The sequence below is a fragment of the Empedobacter sp. ULE_I140 genome (assembly GCF_053482575.1).
Genome location: NZ_JBQMTX010000001.1, coordinates 1,848,930 through 1,869,234 on the forward strand (window position 1 = coordinate 1,848,930; position 20,305 = coordinate 1,869,234).

At 32.0% G+C, this 20,305-nt stretch carries 17 protein-coding genes and 1 tRNA gene; 12 read left to right on the forward strand and 6 right to left on the reverse strand.

From position 1 onward, the window contains the following. Window positions 1–56 precede the first annotated feature (56 nt). From ACTS9J_RS08785 to ACTS9J_RS08805, 5 genes are all read left to right on the forward strand, one after another. Window positions 57–1,271, forward strand: coding sequence for an MFS transporter (locus tag ACTS9J_RS08785; protein WP_291048458.1), 1,215 nt, complete (start codon window positions 57–59; stop codon window positions 1,269–1,271). Window positions 1,272–1,482: 211 nt separating this feature from the next. Next, on the forward strand, window positions 1,483–2,433 hold the full coding sequence (locus ACTS9J_RS08790; protein WP_448353134.1) for a carboxypeptidase regulatory-like domain-containing protein: 951 nt from the start codon (window positions 1,483–1,485) through the stop codon (window positions 2,431–2,433). A 23-nt stretch (window positions 2,434–2,456) separates the two neighbouring features. Further along, window positions 2,457–4,637 (forward strand): hypothetical protein, encoded by a 2,181-nt coding sequence (locus tag ACTS9J_RS08795; RefSeq protein WP_448353468.1) that lies wholly within the window; start codon window positions 2,457–2,459, stop codon window positions 4,635–4,637. An 11-nt stretch (window positions 4,638–4,648) separates the two neighbouring features. Further along, window positions 4,649–5,509 (forward strand): glycerophosphodiester phosphodiesterase family protein, encoded by an 861-nt coding sequence (locus ACTS9J_RS08800; protein WP_291048451.1) that lies wholly within the window; start codon window positions 4,649–4,651, stop codon window positions 5,507–5,509. Window positions 5,510–5,803: 294 nt separating this feature from the next. Further along, window positions 5,804–6,064: a helix-turn-helix domain-containing protein gene (locus ACTS9J_RS08805; protein ID WP_125349469.1), complete on the forward strand. Its 261-nt coding sequence runs from the start codon at window positions 5,804–5,806 to the stop codon at window positions 6,062–6,064. A 79-nt stretch (window positions 6,065–6,143) separates the two neighbouring features. On the opposite strand, the gene ACTS9J_RS08810 is transcribed toward ACTS9J_RS08805, so the two are convergent. The 3 genes from ACTS9J_RS08810 to ACTS9J_RS08820 all read right to left on the reverse strand — a co-directional run bounded on the left by ACTS9J_RS08810 (window position 6,144) and on the right by ACTS9J_RS08820 (window position 11,101). Beyond that, entirely contained in the window at window positions 6,144–6,785 is a 642-nt protein-coding gene (locus ACTS9J_RS08810; protein WP_125349470.1) for a DUF6266 family protein, read from the reverse strand. Window positions 6,786–7,246: 461 nt separating this feature from the next. Beyond that, window positions 7,247–8,296, reverse strand: coding sequence for a phytase (locus tag ACTS9J_RS08815; RefSeq protein WP_221855238.1), 1,050 nt, complete (start codon window positions 8,294–8,296; stop codon window positions 7,247–7,249). Between the two features lie 6 nt (window positions 8,297–8,302). Beyond that, on the reverse strand, window positions 8,303–11,101 hold the full coding sequence (locus ACTS9J_RS08820) for a TonB-dependent receptor (protein ID WP_448353135.1): 2,799 nt from the start codon (window positions 11,099–11,101) through the stop codon (window positions 8,303–8,305). Between the two features lie 182 nt (window positions 11,102–11,283). Here ACTS9J_RS08820 and ACTS9J_RS08825 point away from each other — a divergent pair, with 182 nt between their 5' ends. Further along, window positions 11,284–12,813: a SulP family inorganic anion transporter gene (locus ACTS9J_RS08825; RefSeq protein ID WP_115000408.1), complete on the forward strand. Its 1,530-nt coding sequence runs from the start codon at window positions 11,284–11,286 to the stop codon at window positions 12,811–12,813. Window positions 12,814–12,843: 30 nt separating this feature from the next. Here the strand turns inward: ACTS9J_RS08825 and ACTS9J_RS08830 are convergent, their stop codons facing one another. Further along, entirely contained in the window at window positions 12,844–13,335 is a 492-nt protein-coding gene (locus ACTS9J_RS08830; RefSeq protein WP_084106811.1) for a DinB family protein, read from the reverse strand. 218 nt (window positions 13,336–13,553) lie between these two features. On the opposite strand from ACTS9J_RS08830, the gene ACTS9J_RS08835 reads away from it, so the two are divergent. From ACTS9J_RS08835 to ACTS9J_RS08855, 5 genes are all read left to right on the forward strand, one after another. Next, window positions 13,554–15,194: an AMP-binding protein gene (locus ACTS9J_RS08835; protein ID WP_038330517.1), complete on the forward strand. Its 1,641-nt coding sequence runs from the start codon at window positions 13,554–13,556 to the stop codon at window positions 15,192–15,194. 98 nt (window positions 15,195–15,292) lie between these two features. Continuing rightward, window positions 15,293–16,462 carry a sigma-54-dependent transcriptional regulator gene (locus tag ACTS9J_RS08840; protein ID WP_448353136.1) on the forward strand — a complete coding sequence of 390 codons (1,170 nt, stop codon included), beginning with the start codon at window positions 15,293–15,295 and terminating at the stop codon, window positions 16,460–16,462. Between the two features lie 10 nt (window positions 16,463–16,472). Then, window positions 16,473–16,901: a hypothetical protein gene (locus tag ACTS9J_RS08845; protein ID WP_291091623.1), complete on the forward strand. Its 429-nt coding sequence runs from the start codon at window positions 16,473–16,475 to the stop codon at window positions 16,899–16,901. Then, entirely contained in the window at window positions 16,898–17,416 is a 519-nt protein-coding gene (locus ACTS9J_RS08850; RefSeq protein ID WP_291061737.1) for a hypothetical protein, read from the forward strand. Before ACTS9J_RS08845 ends, ACTS9J_RS08850 begins: the two co-directional genes overlap by 4 nt. A 232-nt stretch (window positions 17,417–17,648) precedes the next feature. Then, window positions 17,649–17,927, forward strand: coding sequence for a GNAT family N-acetyltransferase (locus ACTS9J_RS08855; protein ID WP_291091631.1), 279 nt, complete (start codon window positions 17,649–17,651; stop codon window positions 17,925–17,927). Between the two features lie 35 nt (window positions 17,928–17,962). Here the strand turns inward: ACTS9J_RS08855 and ACTS9J_RS08860 are convergent, their stop codons facing one another. After that, window positions 17,963–19,012: a nucleoid-associated protein gene (locus tag ACTS9J_RS08860; RefSeq protein ID WP_038330727.1), complete on the reverse strand. Its 1,050-nt coding sequence runs from the start codon at window positions 19,010–19,012 to the stop codon at window positions 17,963–17,965. Between the two features lie 231 nt (window positions 19,013–19,243). Between ACTS9J_RS08860 and ACTS9J_RS08865 the strand changes: the two genes are divergently transcribed. After that, on the forward strand, window positions 19,244–20,113 hold the full coding sequence (locus ACTS9J_RS08865; RefSeq protein WP_448353137.1) for a DUF6515 family protein: 870 nt from the start codon (window positions 19,244–19,246) through the stop codon (window positions 20,111–20,113). A gap of 60 nt (window positions 20,114–20,173) precedes the next feature. On the opposite strand, the gene ACTS9J_RS08870 is transcribed toward ACTS9J_RS08865, so the two are convergent. Further along, window positions 20,174–20,247: transfer RNA gene (locus tag ACTS9J_RS08870), tRNA-Met, on the reverse strand. Window positions 20,248–20,305: the final 58 nt, after the last annotated feature.

Sequence of the window (20,305 nt, forward strand, 5' to 3'; positions counted from 1 at the left end):
TTTTTTAATTCCTCAATTTCACATTCATTTTACTTTTGCATAGTAAAAAATGATTTATGTTGAGAGAAGCATCAGAAAAAAGGAAAAAAATTATAAGTATACTTGGTTTCTTTTCGATTCCAATTTCGGGATTTGTAACAGATATCTATTTGCCGTCATTTCCGTCGATGGCAAAATCGTTGATAGTTCCAGAAAGTAGTATTCAATTAACTCTGACTTGTTTTTTATTGAGTTATGGTTTATCTCAATTGTTTATTGGAAGTATTTTGGATGCAATTGGACGATATTATCCAAAAATTGTAGCATTATTTGTCGTATTAATCACAAGTTTAGTTATCGCGAGTACAGATAGCATTTTGTTGATTTGTTTTCTTCGAATTATTCAAGGAATTTCAGTTGCGATTATTGTTATTGCAACTCGAGCACTTTTTATTGATATTCATACACCAGAAAAGGCGAAACATTATTTAGGTTATTTCACGATTGTTTGGTCATGCGGACCTATTTTGGCTCCATTTTTAGGTGGATATTTAGAAAAGTTGTTCAATTGGCATGCGAATTTTTATTTTTTAGCTATTTACGCTGCTTTAATTTTAATTTTTGAATTGATTTTTAGTGGGGAAAGTATTGTTGAAAAGACTAAATTGAATTTGAAAAACGTTATTGATACTTATAGAATGATGCTTAGCAATCAATTATTTATAGTTGGAATTATGATACAGGCTGTTGCTTATTCTATTGTAATGATTTTCAATATTATTGGTCCGTTTTTAATTGAAAATACCTATCATTTTAATTCTGTAGTGATTGGTTATTCAACTTTAATTTTAGGTTTTTCGTGGATGATTGGCGGATTTGTAGGAAAGAAAAGAATGCATCTTGACTTTAAAGAAAGTATAGCTTTACCTATTATTGTACAATTAGTTTTGATTTCTCTTTTGATTATCGCAGGTTTCTTTGTTCAAAATCTATTTGTTTTATTATTCTTTGCGTTTTTCATTCATATTTGTTCGGGAATTTTATTCACATCATTCTTTACTTCAAATATGATGGCTTTTCCTAAAAATGCTGGTGTTGCTGGTGGTTTGATGGGAGGAATGACGTATATTATTACTTCGCTTACAAGTTTTATTATCTCAAGTACTGGTAAAGTTGATACTCAAAATGGGTTAGCAATCCGATACTTTATTTTTTCATTTCTATTATCTGTAATTATTTACGTTATGTATAGAATGAAGAAATCTACACGAAAAAAAGCTATAATCGTATAATTAAATCCGAGCGAATGCTCGGATTTTTAACATATTATTTTCTTTAAATACTCTTTTAAATCTTAAAACCAAATTCTTAAGGTTTATTAAACGTTTAAATTTCTTGTAACTATTACCTTTTTTATGACTTTTAGTTAAAGCTTTCTTAATTATTAAGTAACACCATATTGTGAGGTAAAAAATAATTTTGGGTTTCAAATAAAACATATACATGAAACTTAATTTATTTCAACTATCAGCAGTTGTTTTTGTGATGGGAGCAACTACTGCAGTTTATGCACAGGGAGATTTAGCAGGTATATCGGGAAAAATTACTGATGCTAATGGTTCGGATTTGCACAATGTAACCATTGTTGTGAAAAATGAATCGACAGGATTTACAGCTTCTACGAAAACGAATGAAAAAGGAGAGTATAACTTAAAGCAGTTGCCATTAGGTTCTCCTTATACAGTTACTATTATTTCGGAAGAACATGGTGAGGAGATCTTAGAAGGATATAGTTTGAATCAAGGAGATTTAATTTGGGTTCCGTTCAAATTTACAAATGGAACGACTGAATTGAATGAAGTGATGGTAAGTGGGCAAACTTTAAAAAGTTCTATTAAACAAGTTGGTGCGTCTACTTCTGTATCGGCAAAAGATTTACAAACTTTACCTGTAAATGGACGAAATTTCACTTCTTTAATAGATTTATCTCCGTTGAGCAATGGAACAAGTATTGGTGGTCAATTATCTTCGTCTGTTGATTATACGATAGATGGAATGTCTAATAGAGGTACTATTGCAGGAGGTTCTACTTCGTCTTCTTATTCTATTTCGATGGAAGCGATTCGTGAGTTTAAAGTGGTAACAAATGAATATGATGTAACAAACGGGCGTGCTGGTGGTGGAACAATTAGTACTGTTACAAAGTCTGGGACGAATAAAATGCAAGGAAGTGCATTTTTGTATGGTCGTACAGATTGGCTTTCGAGTCCGTATGATATTCGTGGAAATAAACGAGATAATGAGTTCTCTACTTATCAATATGGTTTTCTTTGGGAGGACCAATTAAGAAAGATAAAGCGCACTTTTTTGTTGCTTGGGATAGACAAGTTGATAAACGTCCATTATTCATTGCAAATATTAATAATGAAAGTGATGAAGCTTTATTTAATGTAACGCAATCTACTTTAGATCAATTTTTGAGCATTGCGCGTGAAAAATATGGTGTTTCGAATAATCCTCAGTTTGGATCATTTAATAAGAATAAAGATACAAATGCTGCATTTTTACGTTTAGATTGGCAGATTAATGCGAGAAATTTATTAACGCTTCGTAATAATTTTGTACATGAAAAAGATTTATTATCAGAAGGAGATAATACAACAATCAATATGTACGAATCGTATATTGATCGTAAGAAAACTGATAATAGTTTGATGTTATCGTTGAGAACTGATATTAATGATGATATTACAAATGAATTAAAAGTTCAGTATTTTTTAGAGAACCAATCTGTATTAGCATCAAAGGAATTACCAACTGCATCTATTCCGCGTGCGATTGTAGAAGGAATTAGTTCTACGATTAATGGTAAAAATCAGTTTACAAATATTCAGTTAGGTGGACAACGCTTTTCTCCAGAATGGTTTAAAGGAGATGTTGTGCAATTGGTGAATAATATTTATATCAACCGAAATAATATCAAATATACTTTTGGTGGAGATTTCTCGTATTACAGAATGGTAAATGTGTATGGTAGTGAAATGAACGGACGTTTTTATTTTACTGGTATGGACAATTTTAAGAACATGACACCTTATCGTTATGCAAGAGAGATTAGATTGACGGATGATCCTTCTACAGTTATTAATCAACTAAGTTCTGCGGTTTATGGACAAATGGAAACAGAGCTTTCTCCTGGTTTAGACTTAATGGCTGGTTTGCGTGTAGAGAATATGCAATACTTGAATGGTGCAAACTACAATGAAATTGCTGATAAACAATTGGGTGTTAGAACTGATAATAAGATTAATACGTGGCAAATTCAACCTCGTTTTCAATTGACTTGGGATATTAATCAAAATAGAAAAGATTTCGTAAAATTTGGTGGAGGTATTTTTGGTTCTTCACTTAATCCTTATTCTATGATTAATAATATGTTGTTTGATGGAACAAAGGTTGCTGCGGTAGATATTGAAGGTGCTTTAGTGCCAACGCCAGATTTTATTGGTTATAGACAAAATCCTGATACTGCTCCAGGAAAAGATTTGTTCAATAATCCTAATATTGAAAAATTAATCACAATAAATGCGAATAGTAAAGATGCGAAAGTGCCAACGGTGTATAAATTAAATGCTTCTTATAACCATTTTTTTAGTGATCGTTTGCGTGTAGGAATTAGTGCTTATGCTAACTGGGCACGTAACAACTATATGTATGTGGATCGTAATATGGTTGATGAACCATTTTTTAGAATTGCAGAAGAGGCGAATCGTGGTGTTTATGTGCCAGCGTCAACAATAAACCCTACAAATGGAGCTGCCAATTGGGTAAATGGACGTAAAACGAAAGACTTGGGTCGTGTTTTAGAATTAATTAGTGATGGTAAAAAAGATCAATATGCATTTGTGTTAGATGGTACGTATCGTTATTTCAAGGATGGACAGATTTCTGTTTCATATACTTGGAATGATTCGAAAGATAATACTTCTTACAATGGTAATGTTGCGAATACAGCAACGTTGAGTTTGATGGTTGCAGAAGATCCTCGAAATTTAAGTAAAATGAATTATTCTGATACACATTTCCGTCATAAACTGGTTGTGTATGGACAATCACCAACTTTTTGGGGAATGACTGCTGGTATTCGTTTTAGTGGAATAGGAGGAACTCGTTATTCGTTGGCAGTGAATGGTAACATGAATGGAGATTTTGTGAATTCGAATGATTTGGCTTATATCTATGATCCAAATAGTGCATCAACACCAGATTATTTAAAGAAAGGAATTCAGGCAATTTTAGATAATCCAGAAGTAGAAAAACATACAAAAGATTATATCCGCAAAAGTTTTGGAAAAATAGCAGAAAGAAATGGAGGTATTAATGGGTTTGCTGGAACGTTTGATTTGCGTTTAACAAAGAAGTTCAATATTGTTGAGAAGCATAAATTTGAAGTTGGTTTTGATATTTTCAATGTAGCGAATTTATTGAGTAAAGATTGGGGTGTTGGTCCTCGTATTGGAAAGCAAAATATTTATTCAATTAAAAGTTTTGATGCGACAGAGAAGCATTTTGTATATAATGTAAATACTAATACAGGAAAAACAAGTTATGCGTTTAGTCCTTATCAAATTCAGATAGGATTTAGATATAGTTTTTAATTATCATTTTTATGAAAAGAATAATTAGTTTATTGAGTGTTTTAGCCACAGTTGCTGTGGCTAATGCTCAGTTGCATACGGTTGATATTAAGAGTTTTGATGAGTTGAAATCATATTTTGAACAAGATGAAAATAAACCTGTTATTATTTCGGGACATAGAGGAGGTATGATGCCTGGTTATCCTGAAAATAGTATTGAGGCTTTTGAGAAAACCTTGTCTATTATGCCTTCTTTTTTTGAGATAGATCCTCAACTTACAAAAGATTCTGTTCTTATTTTGATGCACGATGATACCTTGAATCGTACGACAAATATGCAAGGAAAGGTAAAAGATTATACCTATGCTGAAATAAAACATGCGAAATTAAAAGATAGGGAAGGAAAGTTGACTGATTTTAAAATTCCGACACTAAAAGAAGCTTTGGATTGGAGTCAAGGAAAAACTATTTTTCAATTGGATAATAAAGGTGTTCCGTATGCAACTTATGTGAAATTTCTGAAAGAAAATCCTTATCCTAATGTAGTTTTAGGTTTGCGAAAAGATGATGAGGTTGCTTATTATGCAAAACATCTTGAGTATGTAATGTTTATGAAACCTTTTCATTCGATGAAAGATGTTGAAAGTTTTGAGAAACTAAATGTTTCGTATGATAGAATGATTGCTTGGATTGGTTTGGAAGTGAAAGAAGAACAAAAAGAAATGATAGCTTATTTGCGTAAAAAAGGTGTTATGGTGATGATTGCCATTGCGCCTTCTACGGATAAATTGCCAACCGATATAGAAAGGGCAAGGGGTTATATTCAGCATTTAATTTCTCGACCAGATATTATTGAAACAGATTATCCTTCGCAATTCATTAACTACAAGTAATTTTATTAAAATATTTAGCAGAATACATCCTATTTGTTTCGAATAGGATTTTTTTTTGGTTAACTAAATTTATTTCAGTTGTGCATTTTTCATGTAAAAAGATTCTTTTCATTTTGTGATTTTAGAGTCTTGGATGATTACAGCCTTATTATCTTCTTGAGAGGCTATTTTCTTCATTTATACAACAAGCTTTGTGAGTTAAATGCTTAATATATGGTATTATATTTTATTTATTTGTAAATTAGTCATTATTAAATAATTACCAATGTGTATTGTTTTTATAAAAGCTGTAGTATGAAGGAAACAGAATTTACATTTTTGGAACTTCAGCAAATCTATGCGGAGTTTGTAGAACGTTATAGTACAAAGGATTTTAAATTGACTAAAGATGAGTTGATGACGGATCAAGAGGTTGCTGAATTGTTTGGTATATCTGAAAAGACTCTGGATAGGTGTCGCAAAAAAGGTGAGATTAAGTTTTTTAGATTAGGTTCTAAGAACTACTATTTGAGGAGTTTATTGTTTTTGGATATTTTGAAGAGGTATAATGATTGACAATTTTATGTGGGTCATTTAACTTTAATATTCCTAAGGCTAAATATGATTAGATTATTTTAGCCTTAGGAATATGTTTTTAAGTACTAATGGCACCTAAATAAACTGAGTTTGACACTTGGTCTTCTGTTTGTGAACGGAAGGCAATCCAAAAGTGTAGGGTTTTACCTATTTGAAAGTTGGATAGGCTTAAAGTGTAAGTTTCGTTCATTCGTTCTGTTGCATTTTCAATAAAAAATGTATTGTTTTCGTTTTCTACTGCTACTAATATTTGCAACATATCTGTAGCTGTGTCTGATGTGGGTGAAGCATTGTTCTGCCAGTTTATCTCGACCATTGCGGCTGATACTAAAGTAATAGATAATGGAATGGCGGCTAATAATGCACCTTTGGAGAAACAAATATTTTGGTAATTTGGTGTTATAGTGGCTGTTGAATAGTCTATTACAAGGTTTGTTGTGATGTTGGTAAACGCTTGATTGTAAGAAGATCGCATGCCTGTACGATAACCATAGTGTTTGCAAGCATAGGCTCTGTATGAGGTCATAAAGTCTATGGCAAGTTTCATTCTTTGCTGAACGAGTAATTGTTTTTCTGATGGTGCTTTGGTTCTTTTTTTAGGTCTGATTCTTGAAATCTCGTGACCATTTACATTTGCTACAACTATACGCCCTGTGCGTCCTGAAGAGCCTGCTAAAAGTGAATCATAAATTTTTCCCATTGTTTTATTTTTTTAGGGGTTATTATGCTAAAGTTCAGCAATATATATTGACAAAAATTCTATTTTCTTAAAATTTCTCTAATTGTCAGGTTTTTTCCTTATTTTTCTTTCTTTTTCCTTGGTTATCTGTTTTTGTCTTTTCTATTAATTGATTATCAATTGATTATAAGTTATGTACTGTTTTTATGTGTTTGTTTTTTCGATGATTCTTCGATAGTTCTTCGATGGTTTTATATCTATTCTATATTTGTTCTTCGATGTTTGTTCGATGTTTGTTCGATGAAGTGGAGTAGAAGTTTTTATGTAGAAAATATGTAGAAAATTTTCATAAAGTTTGTTTTGATTGGCTTTGTTTACAAAAAAATATAAGTGCAAATGATGTTATATTGACAAAAAAGGTGCTGCTATATAACTAAAAAATCCGAGCTATGAGCTCGGATTTTTTATGTGTGAATGTATAATTATTTTGCTTGTTTATCAATTTCGTTTTGAATTATTTGCCAATCATAGATTTGGAATGTTTTTCCATTGCTCATAGCAACAAAGAAACCTTTTGGGAATTTAGTTCCAAAATTGAAGTTTATAGCATCAGCTCCGTCACATTCGATAGTAGAAACTGGGATTTTAGCAATCAATTTGTGTTCATTCGGATTTGAAGCTTCACCTTGTCGTTTGTATACATTAAAATAATTTGCTTGTTGATCCGAAATTAAGATATAGCCATCTGTTGCATTGGTTTTATAAATTGCAATTCCTTCGTGGTCGCGTTTAAAATCTTTTTGCCCAAAAAATGCAATTTCTTCGTTTCCTTTTTCTGGATCAGCATAATATTTTCTAATTCCTGCTGTTTCGTCAGCATAATAAATAAAGCCTAATTCTTCGTCAACTGCAATGGCTTCAATCTCTTTATTACCCGAATAATTTCCAAATTTGCGTACTAAAGTTGCTTCTATTTTTCCGTTCTTGTTTTCTAATGCATATTGATGTAGGTATTCGCCACTTACACCGTCTTTACGACCAACGATTGCATAAAACTTGTTGTTTTTGCTTTTGTAGAGCGCAATTCCCATTGGGTCTCGTAATGTTTCGTCTTTGAAAACTTCGACTCCGCCATTGTCAATCAATTTAAAATCTGGAAGCGAAACAATTCTAATTTTATTGTTTGCACGTTCGGTAAGCACTGCAATGTCAATGTTTTTTCCATTCAGAGGAAAACCGTACATCACATCTACATTATTTGGACGATTAAGTGGAACGATTTGTTTTACGATTTTACCATTCAAATCATAGGCATATAAACCGCCCGTCTCTTCTTGTTTGTCTGTTCCAATAATAAGTGATTTTTCAGGATTCTGATAATTGATCCAAATTGCAGGATCATCAGTATCATTTGGTGTTTGCTGTGTTGTAACAGTTGGTTTTACTGCATTTGTAGGAATTGGAGCCAGTTTAGAGGATTCACAAGAAAATAGAATAGTGAAGAGTGATAATGTGATGAATATTTTTTTCATAATTGTTTAGAAATCAAATTTTAGACCTAAAGTAAAACGTGGTTGATAATATTCGAGTTGCATTGTTTGACTCGAAACTCCTTGGTAGTAACGTAAAGGTTGATTTGTTAAATTGTTTGCTTCTGCAAAAATTCGTAATTGCTTCGAGAATTTATACGACGCATTTGCATCTAAAAATAATTGTTTGTCATAGTAACTATCCTCGAAAGCATTTCCACCAATCTCGTCTAAATAAGCGGCAGTATAATTAACCGAAACACGTGCAGAGAACTTTTTGTTCTCGAATGCTAACGAACCATTGAACATGTGTGGAGCTGTTTTAGGTAAATCAAGATCTTTTCTCAAATCACCATCTTCATTGGTAATTCCTTTCGCTTTTGAATCGGTGTATGTATAGTTAAGATAAATTCCCAAATGTTTGAAAAATTCGCCTGGAATAAAATCTAATTGACGCTGAAATGCTACCTCAAATCCGAAAACATTCACGTGATCTCCATTTCTAGCTTGTGTCATTTTCCAATTTTCTCCAGCAGGAACTGGGTTTGCTATGTCAGGAAAAAGCGTTTGGAAATCATTTGTTGTAAATGTATTGTTTTTGTAGGTATAGATGAAATCGTTTAATTTTTTGTAGAAAAATCCTCCCGAAACAATTCCGATATTTTCGAAATAGTTTTCAACCATCAAATCATAATTCATGGCATAGGTCGCTTTCAGATTTGGGTTACCTGCAAAAAGCTCTGCATCTTCTTTCAAAACACTTACAAAAGGCGCTAAACTGTAATAATTTGGTCGTGCAATACTTGTTGTGAAAGCTGCTCTCAGAATAAAATCATTTGTAAATTTATGTTTCAAAGAAAGACTTGGTAAAACATTGGTATAATCGTTTTTGTGCTTGATTTCTCCAATTAAATCTTCTTCATCTTGTACATAATTCCCTGTATAATCTATCGAAGTATTTTCGATACGAACACCAACTATTAAAGATGTTTTAGATGATAAATCTTGATCCCAACGAATATATCCTGCCGAAATATATTCTTTCGCTTTATAGTTAGAGGCTAGATATTCAGAAGGCTCTAAGTTAGATTCGAATAGATTTGTATTGTTTAAATCTAAATTTCCTAATTGATGATTTGAATAGAAATATCCAGCTTGGTATTTTTTACCAGCATTGAAACGATTGCTTGACCAATTTACAGGATTTTGAGTACTCAAATTTCCCATTCCATCTATGCTTTCGTATGAATAGAAAATATTTTCGCGCTCTTTGTCTTTCAATCGAAGGCGACCACCAAAGCGTAAGCGTCCTTTCTGATTTGGGATAACACTTAAGGGAACTCTGAAATTAAGCTTTGCACCAAATTCTGTTTCATCTGTATAATTGTGCTGTTCTGATAACGAACTAACTTTGAATTTGGTCAAATCTTCTGCAGAAGTTGTTGTTACATTTGGATATTTTGCATCAGATAAATCTTCATTAAACGTAACACCTTTTGCACGATAATCAATGTAGCGCTCATTTGGTCTGTCTTCGCTCGCTTTTGAGTAAGAAACAGCCCAATCCATATCGATTTTTGGTGATAATAAATGCTCTCCTCGTAACGAAACATTGTAAACACGTTGATCTTCTAAACGCGTATTTTTATTGCGGTTATTATCAATTCCACCTTTTGTTTGGCGACGTATATTTCCTTTGTAAGTTCCTGTTTTTTCATCAAATTCTAAATCGCGATAAGTTACTCTATAACGATTTTCTCGGTCGTCACGCCAATTGTAAATAGCAGAAAGATCAATTCTATTGTTTTCATTAAACTTATAATCTGCCGAAAAAGACGCACTTCTTCTTACGCGTTGAATGTCATATTTACGAATCTGAAATTGTGACAAATAGGTTTTATTTTCATCTTTGTCCCAAACTGCTTCGATATTATCCGAACCAAAATTTTGAACCTGATAACTTCCTGAAACAACCACACCTAATTTCTTGTCAAAGAATCTATTTCCATATAAAAAAGCTGAATTGTACAAGCCTTTTTCGCGAATTGGTGCATAACCACCAGAAGCCGTTATAGAAATACGCTCTTTGTTTGGAACAGCACGCGTAATCAAATTTACAGCTCCACCAATTGCGTCTGCATCCATATCTGGTGTCAAAGTTTTGTTCACTTCGATAGATGAAATCATTTCCGCAGGAATCAAATCCATTTGTACATTTCGGTTATCACCTTCGGCAGATGGAATACGATCTCCATTTAACATGACCGAATTTAATTCAGGCGATAAACCTCTAATGATAATGTTTCTGGCTTCACCTTGATCGTTTTGCATTGTAACTCCAGTCACACGTTTTAACGCATCTCCGATGTTAGAATCTGGAAAACGACCAACTTGATCTGAAGAAATAATATTGGTAATATTTCCGTTATTTTTTTGTTGATTCAATGCTTTTGCTTGCCCTTTTAAATAATCTCCAACTATAACAACTTCATTTAGTTCATTGTAACCTGCGTTTAGAGAAAAATCAATAACGGCTGTTTTATTTTCGGTAACTTCTATTTGTTTTGAAATGGTTTCGTATCCCAAATAATCAATATAAATGGTATAAATACCAGGCGTAAGATTTAGAAATTGATAATTACCATTTTGGTCAGATACAGTATATTTATTGGAATTCTCGATGCGAATTGTAGCTCCTGGTAACGAAAATTGATCGTTAGAATCTATAACTTTTCCTGAGATAACGCCGTTTTGAGCCAAAACGAATGGACCTAGAATGAATAAGGAGAGTTTTAAAAGATGTTTCATTAGAAATTAAATTTCGTCAAAAATACACTTGCTATATATCTTAATTGTTAAATATTTATTAAGAAATATTTAACAATTATAAAATTACTTCAATGATTAGTATGTAATTTGATATTTAATCTAGCTTTTTACTAATTTTAGATGCGTAGTAATTGTTACTTTTGCATGAAATAAAACTTCTGATGTCGATTGCTGAATATTTAAAATTCAATCAAAAAATAAATTATAAAAACGAAATATTAGCCGGCTTAACTGTTGCTATGACAATGATTCCTGAATCGCTTTCGTTTGCAATTTTAGCTGGTTTATCACCTTTAATAGGTTTATATGGTGCATTTATCATGGGAATTGTAACGGCGGTTTTTGGAGGAAGACCAGCGATGGTTGCGGGTGGAGCAGGTGCTACCGTTATCACTTTAATCGCGTTGAATGCTACGTATGGTGAGCAATATATTTTTGCTGCGGTTGCTTTAGCAGGAGTTTTCCAGATAGTAGTTGGTGTTTTCAAATTAGGAAGATTTGTTCGTTTAATTCCTCAACCTGTTATGTATGGCTTTCTAAATGGTTTGGCGGTTGTTATTTTTATGTCACAAATAGAACAATTCAAATCAACTACGAATGGAATAACGAGTTGGTTGAGTGGTACACCTTTTTATACGATGGCTGGATTGACGCTAATTACAGTTCTGATAGTTTATTTCTTTCCGAAATTAACGAAAATTATTCCAGCTTCTTTGGTTGCAATTCTTGTGACTTTTCTATTGGTAATCGGATTTCATATTGATACAAAGACTGTTGGTGATATTGCGAGTATCAAAGGAGAACTGCCAAGTTTTCATATTCCGAGTGTTCCGTTTACGTTAGAAACCTTGAAAATTATTTTGCCTTATTCGATTATTATGGGTTCGGTTGGGTTAATTGAAACTTTGCTAACGCTTACTTTGGTGGATGAGGTGACTGAAACGAAAGGTTCGTCGAATAAAGAATGTTTGGCGCAAGGTGCTGCAAATATTACAAATGGTTTTTTCGGTGGAATGGGAGGTTGTGCAATGATTGCTCAGACATTTGTTAATTTAGATGCAGGTTCTCGTTCGAGATTAGGACCAGCAATTGGTGCAATTACAATCTTGATTATTATTCTAATTGGTGCTCCAGTGATTGAGAAAATTCCAATGGCAGCACTTGTTGGTGTAATGATGATGGTTGCGATTTCGACTTTTAAATGGGGATTTTTTAAATTAATAACAAAAATGCCAAAATCGGATGTGTTTGTAAGTATTTTGGTGGCGATTATCACGATTGTGTTACATAACCTTGCTTTGGCTGTTTTTGTAGGTGTTATCGTTTCGGCTTTGGTTTTTGCTTGGGATAATGCTAAACGTATTCGAGCACGTAAATTTGTTGATGAAAATGGACGAAAAATATATGAGATTTATGGACCACTTTTCTTTGGTTCGACTTCTACTTTTTTAGAGAAATTTGAAATTAATTCTGATCCAAGAATAATTGTTATAGATTTGAAAGAGAGTAGAATAGTTGATATGAGTGCAATTGAATCTTTACATATTATTACATCTAAATATGCACAACAAGATAAAATTGTAATTTTGCGACATTTGAGTAAAGATTCTATTCGATTATTAGAAAATGCAAAAAGCGTTATTGAGGTAAATATCGAAGAAGATCCAACTTATAATGTGATGCCGAAATAAAAAAGTCAGCTTTTTAGAAGCTGACTTTTTTTATAAATATCGTTCATTAATTACATTCATATGATGGATGGAATGACCAGCCATTACATAACCGATTTTCTCAACAGAATACTCTCGATTACCAACTTTTCCTATTTTGTTTAAAGTTTGATCATTAAAAGATTCAAACTGAAAGTAAGTTGCTTTCATCAAATTAGTCCATTCTTTTATTAATTCTTCAGGCTTTCTTTCATTTGCATTCGAAGTCAATACATAGGCGTTTTCATCGAAGAAATTTAATGTTTGTGAATCTTCTCTCGCAATATGTTGCGCACGATAAGAAAAAATACGTTCGCAATCTATACAATGTTGTATCATTTCTTTGATAGTCCATTTACCTTCTGCATATGCATAATCCCATTTATCTAATTCTGTTACAATTATTAATGTTTTCTTGATGTCAGCAATACGTGTCTGTAAAGCATCTACAACTTCTATTCCATCGTAAATAGAAGTATAATTGTCGTGGTTTATTGTATTCATTTTTCAGTAATTTTTTACAATTTAAGGATAATTTGATGGAGTTATTTTAAGTATTTGTTAAAAATAAACCTTCATTTTTTTGAATTCATTTTTGATTTTAATAAAAAAATACGATTCTTTTAGAAATCATAAATCTTGTATTTGATAAATTTATTTTCCTGAAAATCGTTGTTAAGTTTGAGTTGGAAAGTAATTTTAAAAACATAGAATATAAGCGCATGATTTCTAACTTATCATACTCAAGTGGTGCATCACAATATCCTCTTTTAGGAGAAACAATTGGCGAAAATTTACGAAATACAGTTGCAAAATATCCGCAACAAGAGGCTTTGGTTTGCGTAGATCAAAATTATAGAGCGACGTATACAGAATTTTATTCACAAACCGAACAAATAGCAAAATCATTGATTGCAATTGGTTTGCAAAAAGGAGATCGCGTAGGTATTTGGGCGCCAAATCGTGCGGAATGGACATTGTTACAATATGCAACGGCCCGTGTGGGAATGATTTTGGTTAATTTGAATCCTGCTTATCGTGAAAATGAACTCGAATTTGTATTAAATCAAGCTGAAATTTCTGCAGTTTTTGCTTCTTTAAGCTTCAAAACAAGTGAGTATAAAGTGATGTTGAATAATGTAAAAGAGAATGCGAAATTACTAAAACATATCATTATTTTTGAAGAAAATTGGGATGATTTTTTGATTAAAGGAGAAGAAATTTCGACTTCAGAAGTGCATCAAATAGAGCAATCTGTTCAGTTTGATGATGCTGTAAATATTCAATATACATCTGGAACAACAGGCTTTCCAAAAGGAGTAACTTTAACGCATCATAATTTATTGAACAATGGTTTTTTTATTGGTGTTCGATTAAATTATACGCATCGTGATCGTGTTTGTATTCCTGTTCCATTTTATCATTGTTTCGGAATGGTAATTGGTAATATGGCGTGTACTTCGCATGGCGCTTGTATGGTAATTCCTTCGGATAGTTTTGATCCTGCAAAGACTTTAAATGCAGTCGAAATGGAAAAGTGTACATCACTTTATGGAGTTCCGACGATGTTTATTGCGGAATTAGAATTACCAAATTTTGATCGTTTCGATTTAACATCTTTGAGAACTGGTGTAATGGCTGGTTCGCCTTGTCCGATTGAAATTATGAAGAAAGTGCAAGCTAAAATGAATATGAAAGAAGTTTCGATTTGTTATGGGATGACAGAAACTTCGCCAGTTTCTACACAAACTATTATCGGAACACCTTTAGAAAAGCAAGTTTCGACGGTTGGAACAGTTCAAGATCATTTAGAAATTAAGATTATTGATCCGCAAACAGGAGATATTTTACCTCGTGGAATTGCTGGTGAATTTTGTACAAGAGGTTATTCCGTCATGCAAAAATATTGGAACAATCCGGAAGCAACTGCGCAAGTTATTGACGAAAATAATTGGTTGCATACTGGTGATTTAGCGACTATGGATGTTGATGGTTATATTAATATTACTGGACGAATTAAAGATATTATTATCAGAGGAGGAGAAAATATTTCACCAAAAGAGATTGAAGATTTTTTGTACGAACATGAATCAATTTCTGATGTTCAAATTATTGGCGTTCCAAGTATCAAATATGGAGAAGAAGTAATGGCTTGGGTGAAAGTGAAAGATGGTATTAGTGTAACAGAAGACGAATTGAAGGCTTATTGTTTATCCATTGCTCATTTCAAACGTCCTAAATATTGGAAGTTTGTACAAGAATTCCCTATGACTATCTCAGGGAAAATTCGAAAAATAGAAATGAGAGAAGTTTCTATAAAAGAATTAGGTTTAGAAAATGCACGAAAAGTGAAAACATCTTAAAAAAAGTATTAAAATCTATATCAAAAGTAGACTCAAAAATAATAATTTCAATTATCTTTGAGTCTATTTTAATTTTACAAAAATAAACGATCTAAACGATGTCAAATATCTTATTAATCGAAGATGAACAGGCAATTCGCAACGTTTTGAAAAGCATTTTAATGGACGAAAATCCAAAATGGAATGTGGATGAAGCTGAAAACGGAGCTATAGGGCTTGAAAAAATAAAAGAAAAAGAATACGACTTAATTATAAGTGATATAAAAATGCCATTGAAAGATGGGATGGAAGTTTTATCGGAAGCGATGGAATATAATCCTGATTTAACAATGGTGATGATAACGGGGCACGGAGATGTTGATTTGGCTGTAGATGCGATCAAAAAAGGTGCGTACGATTTTATTTCAAAACCACCAGATCTTAATAAATTATTGACGACTGTTCGCAATGCTTTAGACCGTAAATCGTTAATCTCTTCGAACAAAGAATTGAAGAAAGAAAATAAAGCATTAAAGAAGAAAGTTGCGAAGAAATATGAAATGATTGGTGATGCTCCTGCAATTGCAGAAGTGAAACAAATCATAGATAAAGTGGCTGCTACAGACGCTCGTGTATTGATTCTTGGTCCAAATGGAACAGGAAAAGAGTTGGTTGCTCATCATTTGCACGAAAAAAGTGATCGTAATGTAAAACCTTTGGTTGAAGTAAACTGTGCGGCAATTCCAGCTGAATTAATCGAAAGTGAATTATTTGGTCACGTGAAAGGATCGTTTACTGGAGCCGTTAAAGACAAACAAGGTAAGTTTGAATTGGCTAACGAAGGAACAATTTTCTTAGACGAAATAGGGGATATGAGTCTTTCTGCTCAAGCAAAAGTTTTGCGCGCGCTACAAGAAGGAAAAGTTTCTCCAGTTGGTTCTGAGAAAGAAATTAATGTGAATGTTCGTGTGATTGCAGCAACAAATAAAGACTTACGAAAAGAGATTGAAGAAGGTCGTTTTCGAGAGGATTTATATCATCGTTTAGCGGTAATTATTATTAATGTTCCGGCGCTTAATGATCGTAAGGATGATATTCCTGCTTTGGTTGAACATTTTATTATAGATACGACAAGTCAAAAATCTTTTGATAATTCAGCTTATGAAGCTTTGAAAGAATTAGATTGGTCAGGAAATATTCGTGAGTTAAGAAATGTTGTTGAACGTTTATTGATTTTGGGCGACAATCCAATTTCGAGAAAAGATGTTGAACAATTCGTGAAAAAATAATTCATCTCAGATGAAAAAGATTTTCTTTTTGCTATTTATCGGTCAACTCTTTTTATTTTCATGTAAAAAGGATAATGTAGAAGTGGATAAAAGTTCGGATGGTTTGTCGCATGAAGATGTATTGTCTTTAGAGAAAAATTCTGTTTTTACGAGCGAAACGCTTATTTACAAAGGAGTTTTTGAAGGAAAATATTTTGGAGATAAAATCGTTTTGAAATTAGCAGATGACAAATTTACTGCTGAATACAAAGGTCAATCTTATAACGGAGAATTATTTAAAAAAGATGATGGATCGTTGATGGAGATTGATTCAAAAAAGAAAAAATTACCTTTTCAATTTTTACGTTGGTCGGACAATTCGGAGATTATGATTCTCAATGAAGATGGAATGGCTGATGATAATGGTGAAAATTATTTAACAAGAATTTCAGACAAATGAAAATAAAATTTACGTGGATTTTAAGTCTTATTGCAATTACTTTTTTAGTAAGTTGTAATTCTTCTTCAGCCAGTAAAAATGATGAATTAGGAAAACGTTTTTTCGAAAATTATTCATCTCGAAAAGATTACAAAAAAATGTTATCTTTTTACAATGATAGTTTGGTGTATGAAAATGTGGAACAATATTCGGGAGGTTCTACGGTAGATCCACGTTATTTATTGAATGATATTATTCGTTGGAGTGATCAAACGATGCAATATGAAAATAATAAATTATTGAAAGTAAATGAATTATTTTCTAACGATTCGATAATTATTGCAAACGGAGAATTTTCGCCTTATACCTATAATGGAATGAAGTTTCCGGCGATGAAATTCACGACATATTTGTATTTAGATCAAAATTCGAAAATCAAAAAACAAGTCGATTGGTTTAATTATCCAATTGAGGATATTATAGAGTTGTATCAATTGCAACAAGGTCAAGACAAAATAAAATTAGATAAACAATAGTTTTTAGTAAATCCAGTTAGAGTTTTTTAACTGGATTTTTTTATTTTTAGATATGATAAGAATTGCCGTAGAAAATGATATTCCTGAACTGAAAAGAATGATGATAAAATTGTTACAACATCATCAATAGTTTAATGCATTGTATCAAATAGATTTGACCTACAAACATGATATTGATGATTTTTTCAAGGGAGTTTTACAACAAGAAAACATAAAAGTATTTGTAGCCTAAATAGAAAGTCATTTAGCTGGATATATTATTTGTTCCAAACATCTTTGTCCGAAATACTTTGTGATTAAATCAAAAGGAAGAATAGATTCGTTGTATGTTGATGCAAATTATCGCAATCAAAACATCGCTTCTAAATTGGTTGAAGAAGCGATAAATTTCTTGAACGATCAAGCATATATTGAATTAGAATTTACAGCTGAGAATCTGTCAGCAAAAGGTTTTTGGTTGAAAAATGGTTTTGAGATTTTGAATCATCAATGTATTTTGAAATTGAATTAATATCAAAAAAAAGCTCCAAAATAGGAGCCTTTAATTTATTGTTCAGAATTGAAATAGACTTTATAATAATACATTTTCTTTTCTTCGTCAAAACCACGTTCCAAATATTCTTCGGCTGCATCAGGATTTGTCAAATCTAATTTTATGTTAATCTTTGTATCTAATTTAATTTCACTTTTAATTTTCTTAGATTCTTTCATCAAAGTTGGAACTGAAACTTCGAAAGCTTCCACAAATTCAACACGATTATTTTCGCTATAATCTTTCTTATATTCTTTGAATTCATCAATAATTTCGAAAGGTTTCAAAACTTGATCTTCAAAAATTTCATTCGTTACAACTTCATTCGAATTCAGCACATTTATCGAATTTGAGATAAATTCTGCTTGTTGTTTTTTGTCTGTTTTATCCAAAAGAAAATCATTCGAGAAATCTGTAATCAACTCCATATATTTCTTCGTATGGTAATTGTTATCCTTAATCAAATCAATTTCCAAGAAATTTTTCTTCCAATATTCTGACTCCACATTTTTATCATCGATAGAGTAGACACGGAAACCTTCGTCACGATAAGCATCAAGAATAAGACAGGCTTTGTCGATTCCTTCTAGCTTATAACCTTTCCAAATGTTGTAATCTAAACCACGTGATTCGTCAAAACGCAAGAATTTCTTCTTATTCTCTAATTTATAAATTCCAATTCCACGACAAGGAATTCCGTCGAACATCATATTTTCGAAAAGTGCAATAAAAACTTCACCACTTTTGATCTGCGGATGCAATGATTTCTCGTATAAATGACTTAAAACTTCTTGCGAAAAATCGATAAAATCTATTTCTTCATCAAACATTTGTTTGCATTGATTGTACAAAACATTAAATTCTAATTTTTCTGTATAATGCGTGAAACGATTAATTTCGAGTGTTTTTTTGAATGGACTTAATAAGAAAGGAACCAATTGTTCTTCCTTAGATTCATCGTATTCTAGTGTTTTATCGGCAAAAATGTTAGCTTCTTCTCGAACTTTATGTCCAACTTTTTGTAAACTAATAAAGGCGATGTAAGCATTTTTAACGTCAATCATTTTATATAATTTCTTAAAAACAAAAGTAATCAATTCAGAAATCAATACAAACGATGTCAGGAATAAAAATATTTAACAAAATTGTCAAACAAAATTGTTAATACAATTCATTGAATTTGAATGGATTATAAATTATTTTGATTATTATAACATTTTCTATGGTTTAAACTTATAATTATGGCACGGAAATAGTATTAGGAGAAATGTCTTAATTTATTAAAAAGTTAGGTGATGAAAAATATTAAATTTACACTTTTAGGAGTAGCTTTTACAGCCATGTTAGCTGTTGGTGTAAATGCTCAAGATAGAGGTCAAAGAGGTGGTGAGAGAAGTTCTTCTTCAAGAGAAGCAACTTCAAGAAGTAAAGGGAATGGACGCTCTGAAATGGCTAGAACAGAAAATAGAACTAGTCGTATTGAAGGAAATAGAACAGAAAGAATAGGTCGTGGAAATTCTACGAATGAATCTTGGAAAAATTCTACAAATAGAACTGAACGTGAAACGAGTACACGTATAGATAGAAATAATACAGCGATTGTAAGTAGTAGATCAAGTTCTAATAAAGATTGGAATAATAGTGGAAATAACAGAGAAAATAACCAAGGTAATCAAGGTAATAGATCTGAGAGTTTAAAAAACAGAGATTTCTACAACAATCCAGTTCGTATAAATTCTAGCTCATACAACAGAGGAAACCGACCAGTTTCTAATGTGAATGTAAGAAACTATAACAAGTATTCGTATAACAGTTATAATTTCTACGGAAACAATGGTATTTACTATCGTCCTTATAACAGTGGATATGTGAGATATATGCCATATGTAGGATTTAGAATTAATATTTTACCAGTAGGTTATGTAACAATTAATATTGGTAATAGAAATCCATATTATTTCTACGAAGGAGTTTATTACAGCCCTAATAGAAATTATTATGAAGTAGTTCAAGCTCCTCTAGGTGCTATCGTATATGCGTTACCAGCAGGATATGAAAGAGTAGATTATGGAGGCGAGTATCTGTATGAATTTGGAGGTGTTTTATACCAAAAAATTTACAACAGAGGAACAAGAGCTTATCAAGTAGTAGGTTATTTAGATTAGTATAGGTTTTAGTAGTTAAGTAAAAGCCCAAACAGATTATCTGTTTGGGCTTTTCATTTGTAGCGAAGAGCAGAATCGAACTGCCGACCTCAGGGTTATGAATCCTGCGCTCTAACCATCTGAGCTACCTCGCCTAAATTTTAATTTTTGCAAAGGTAATTTTTTTTTGATTTTATAACAAAACTTATTTTG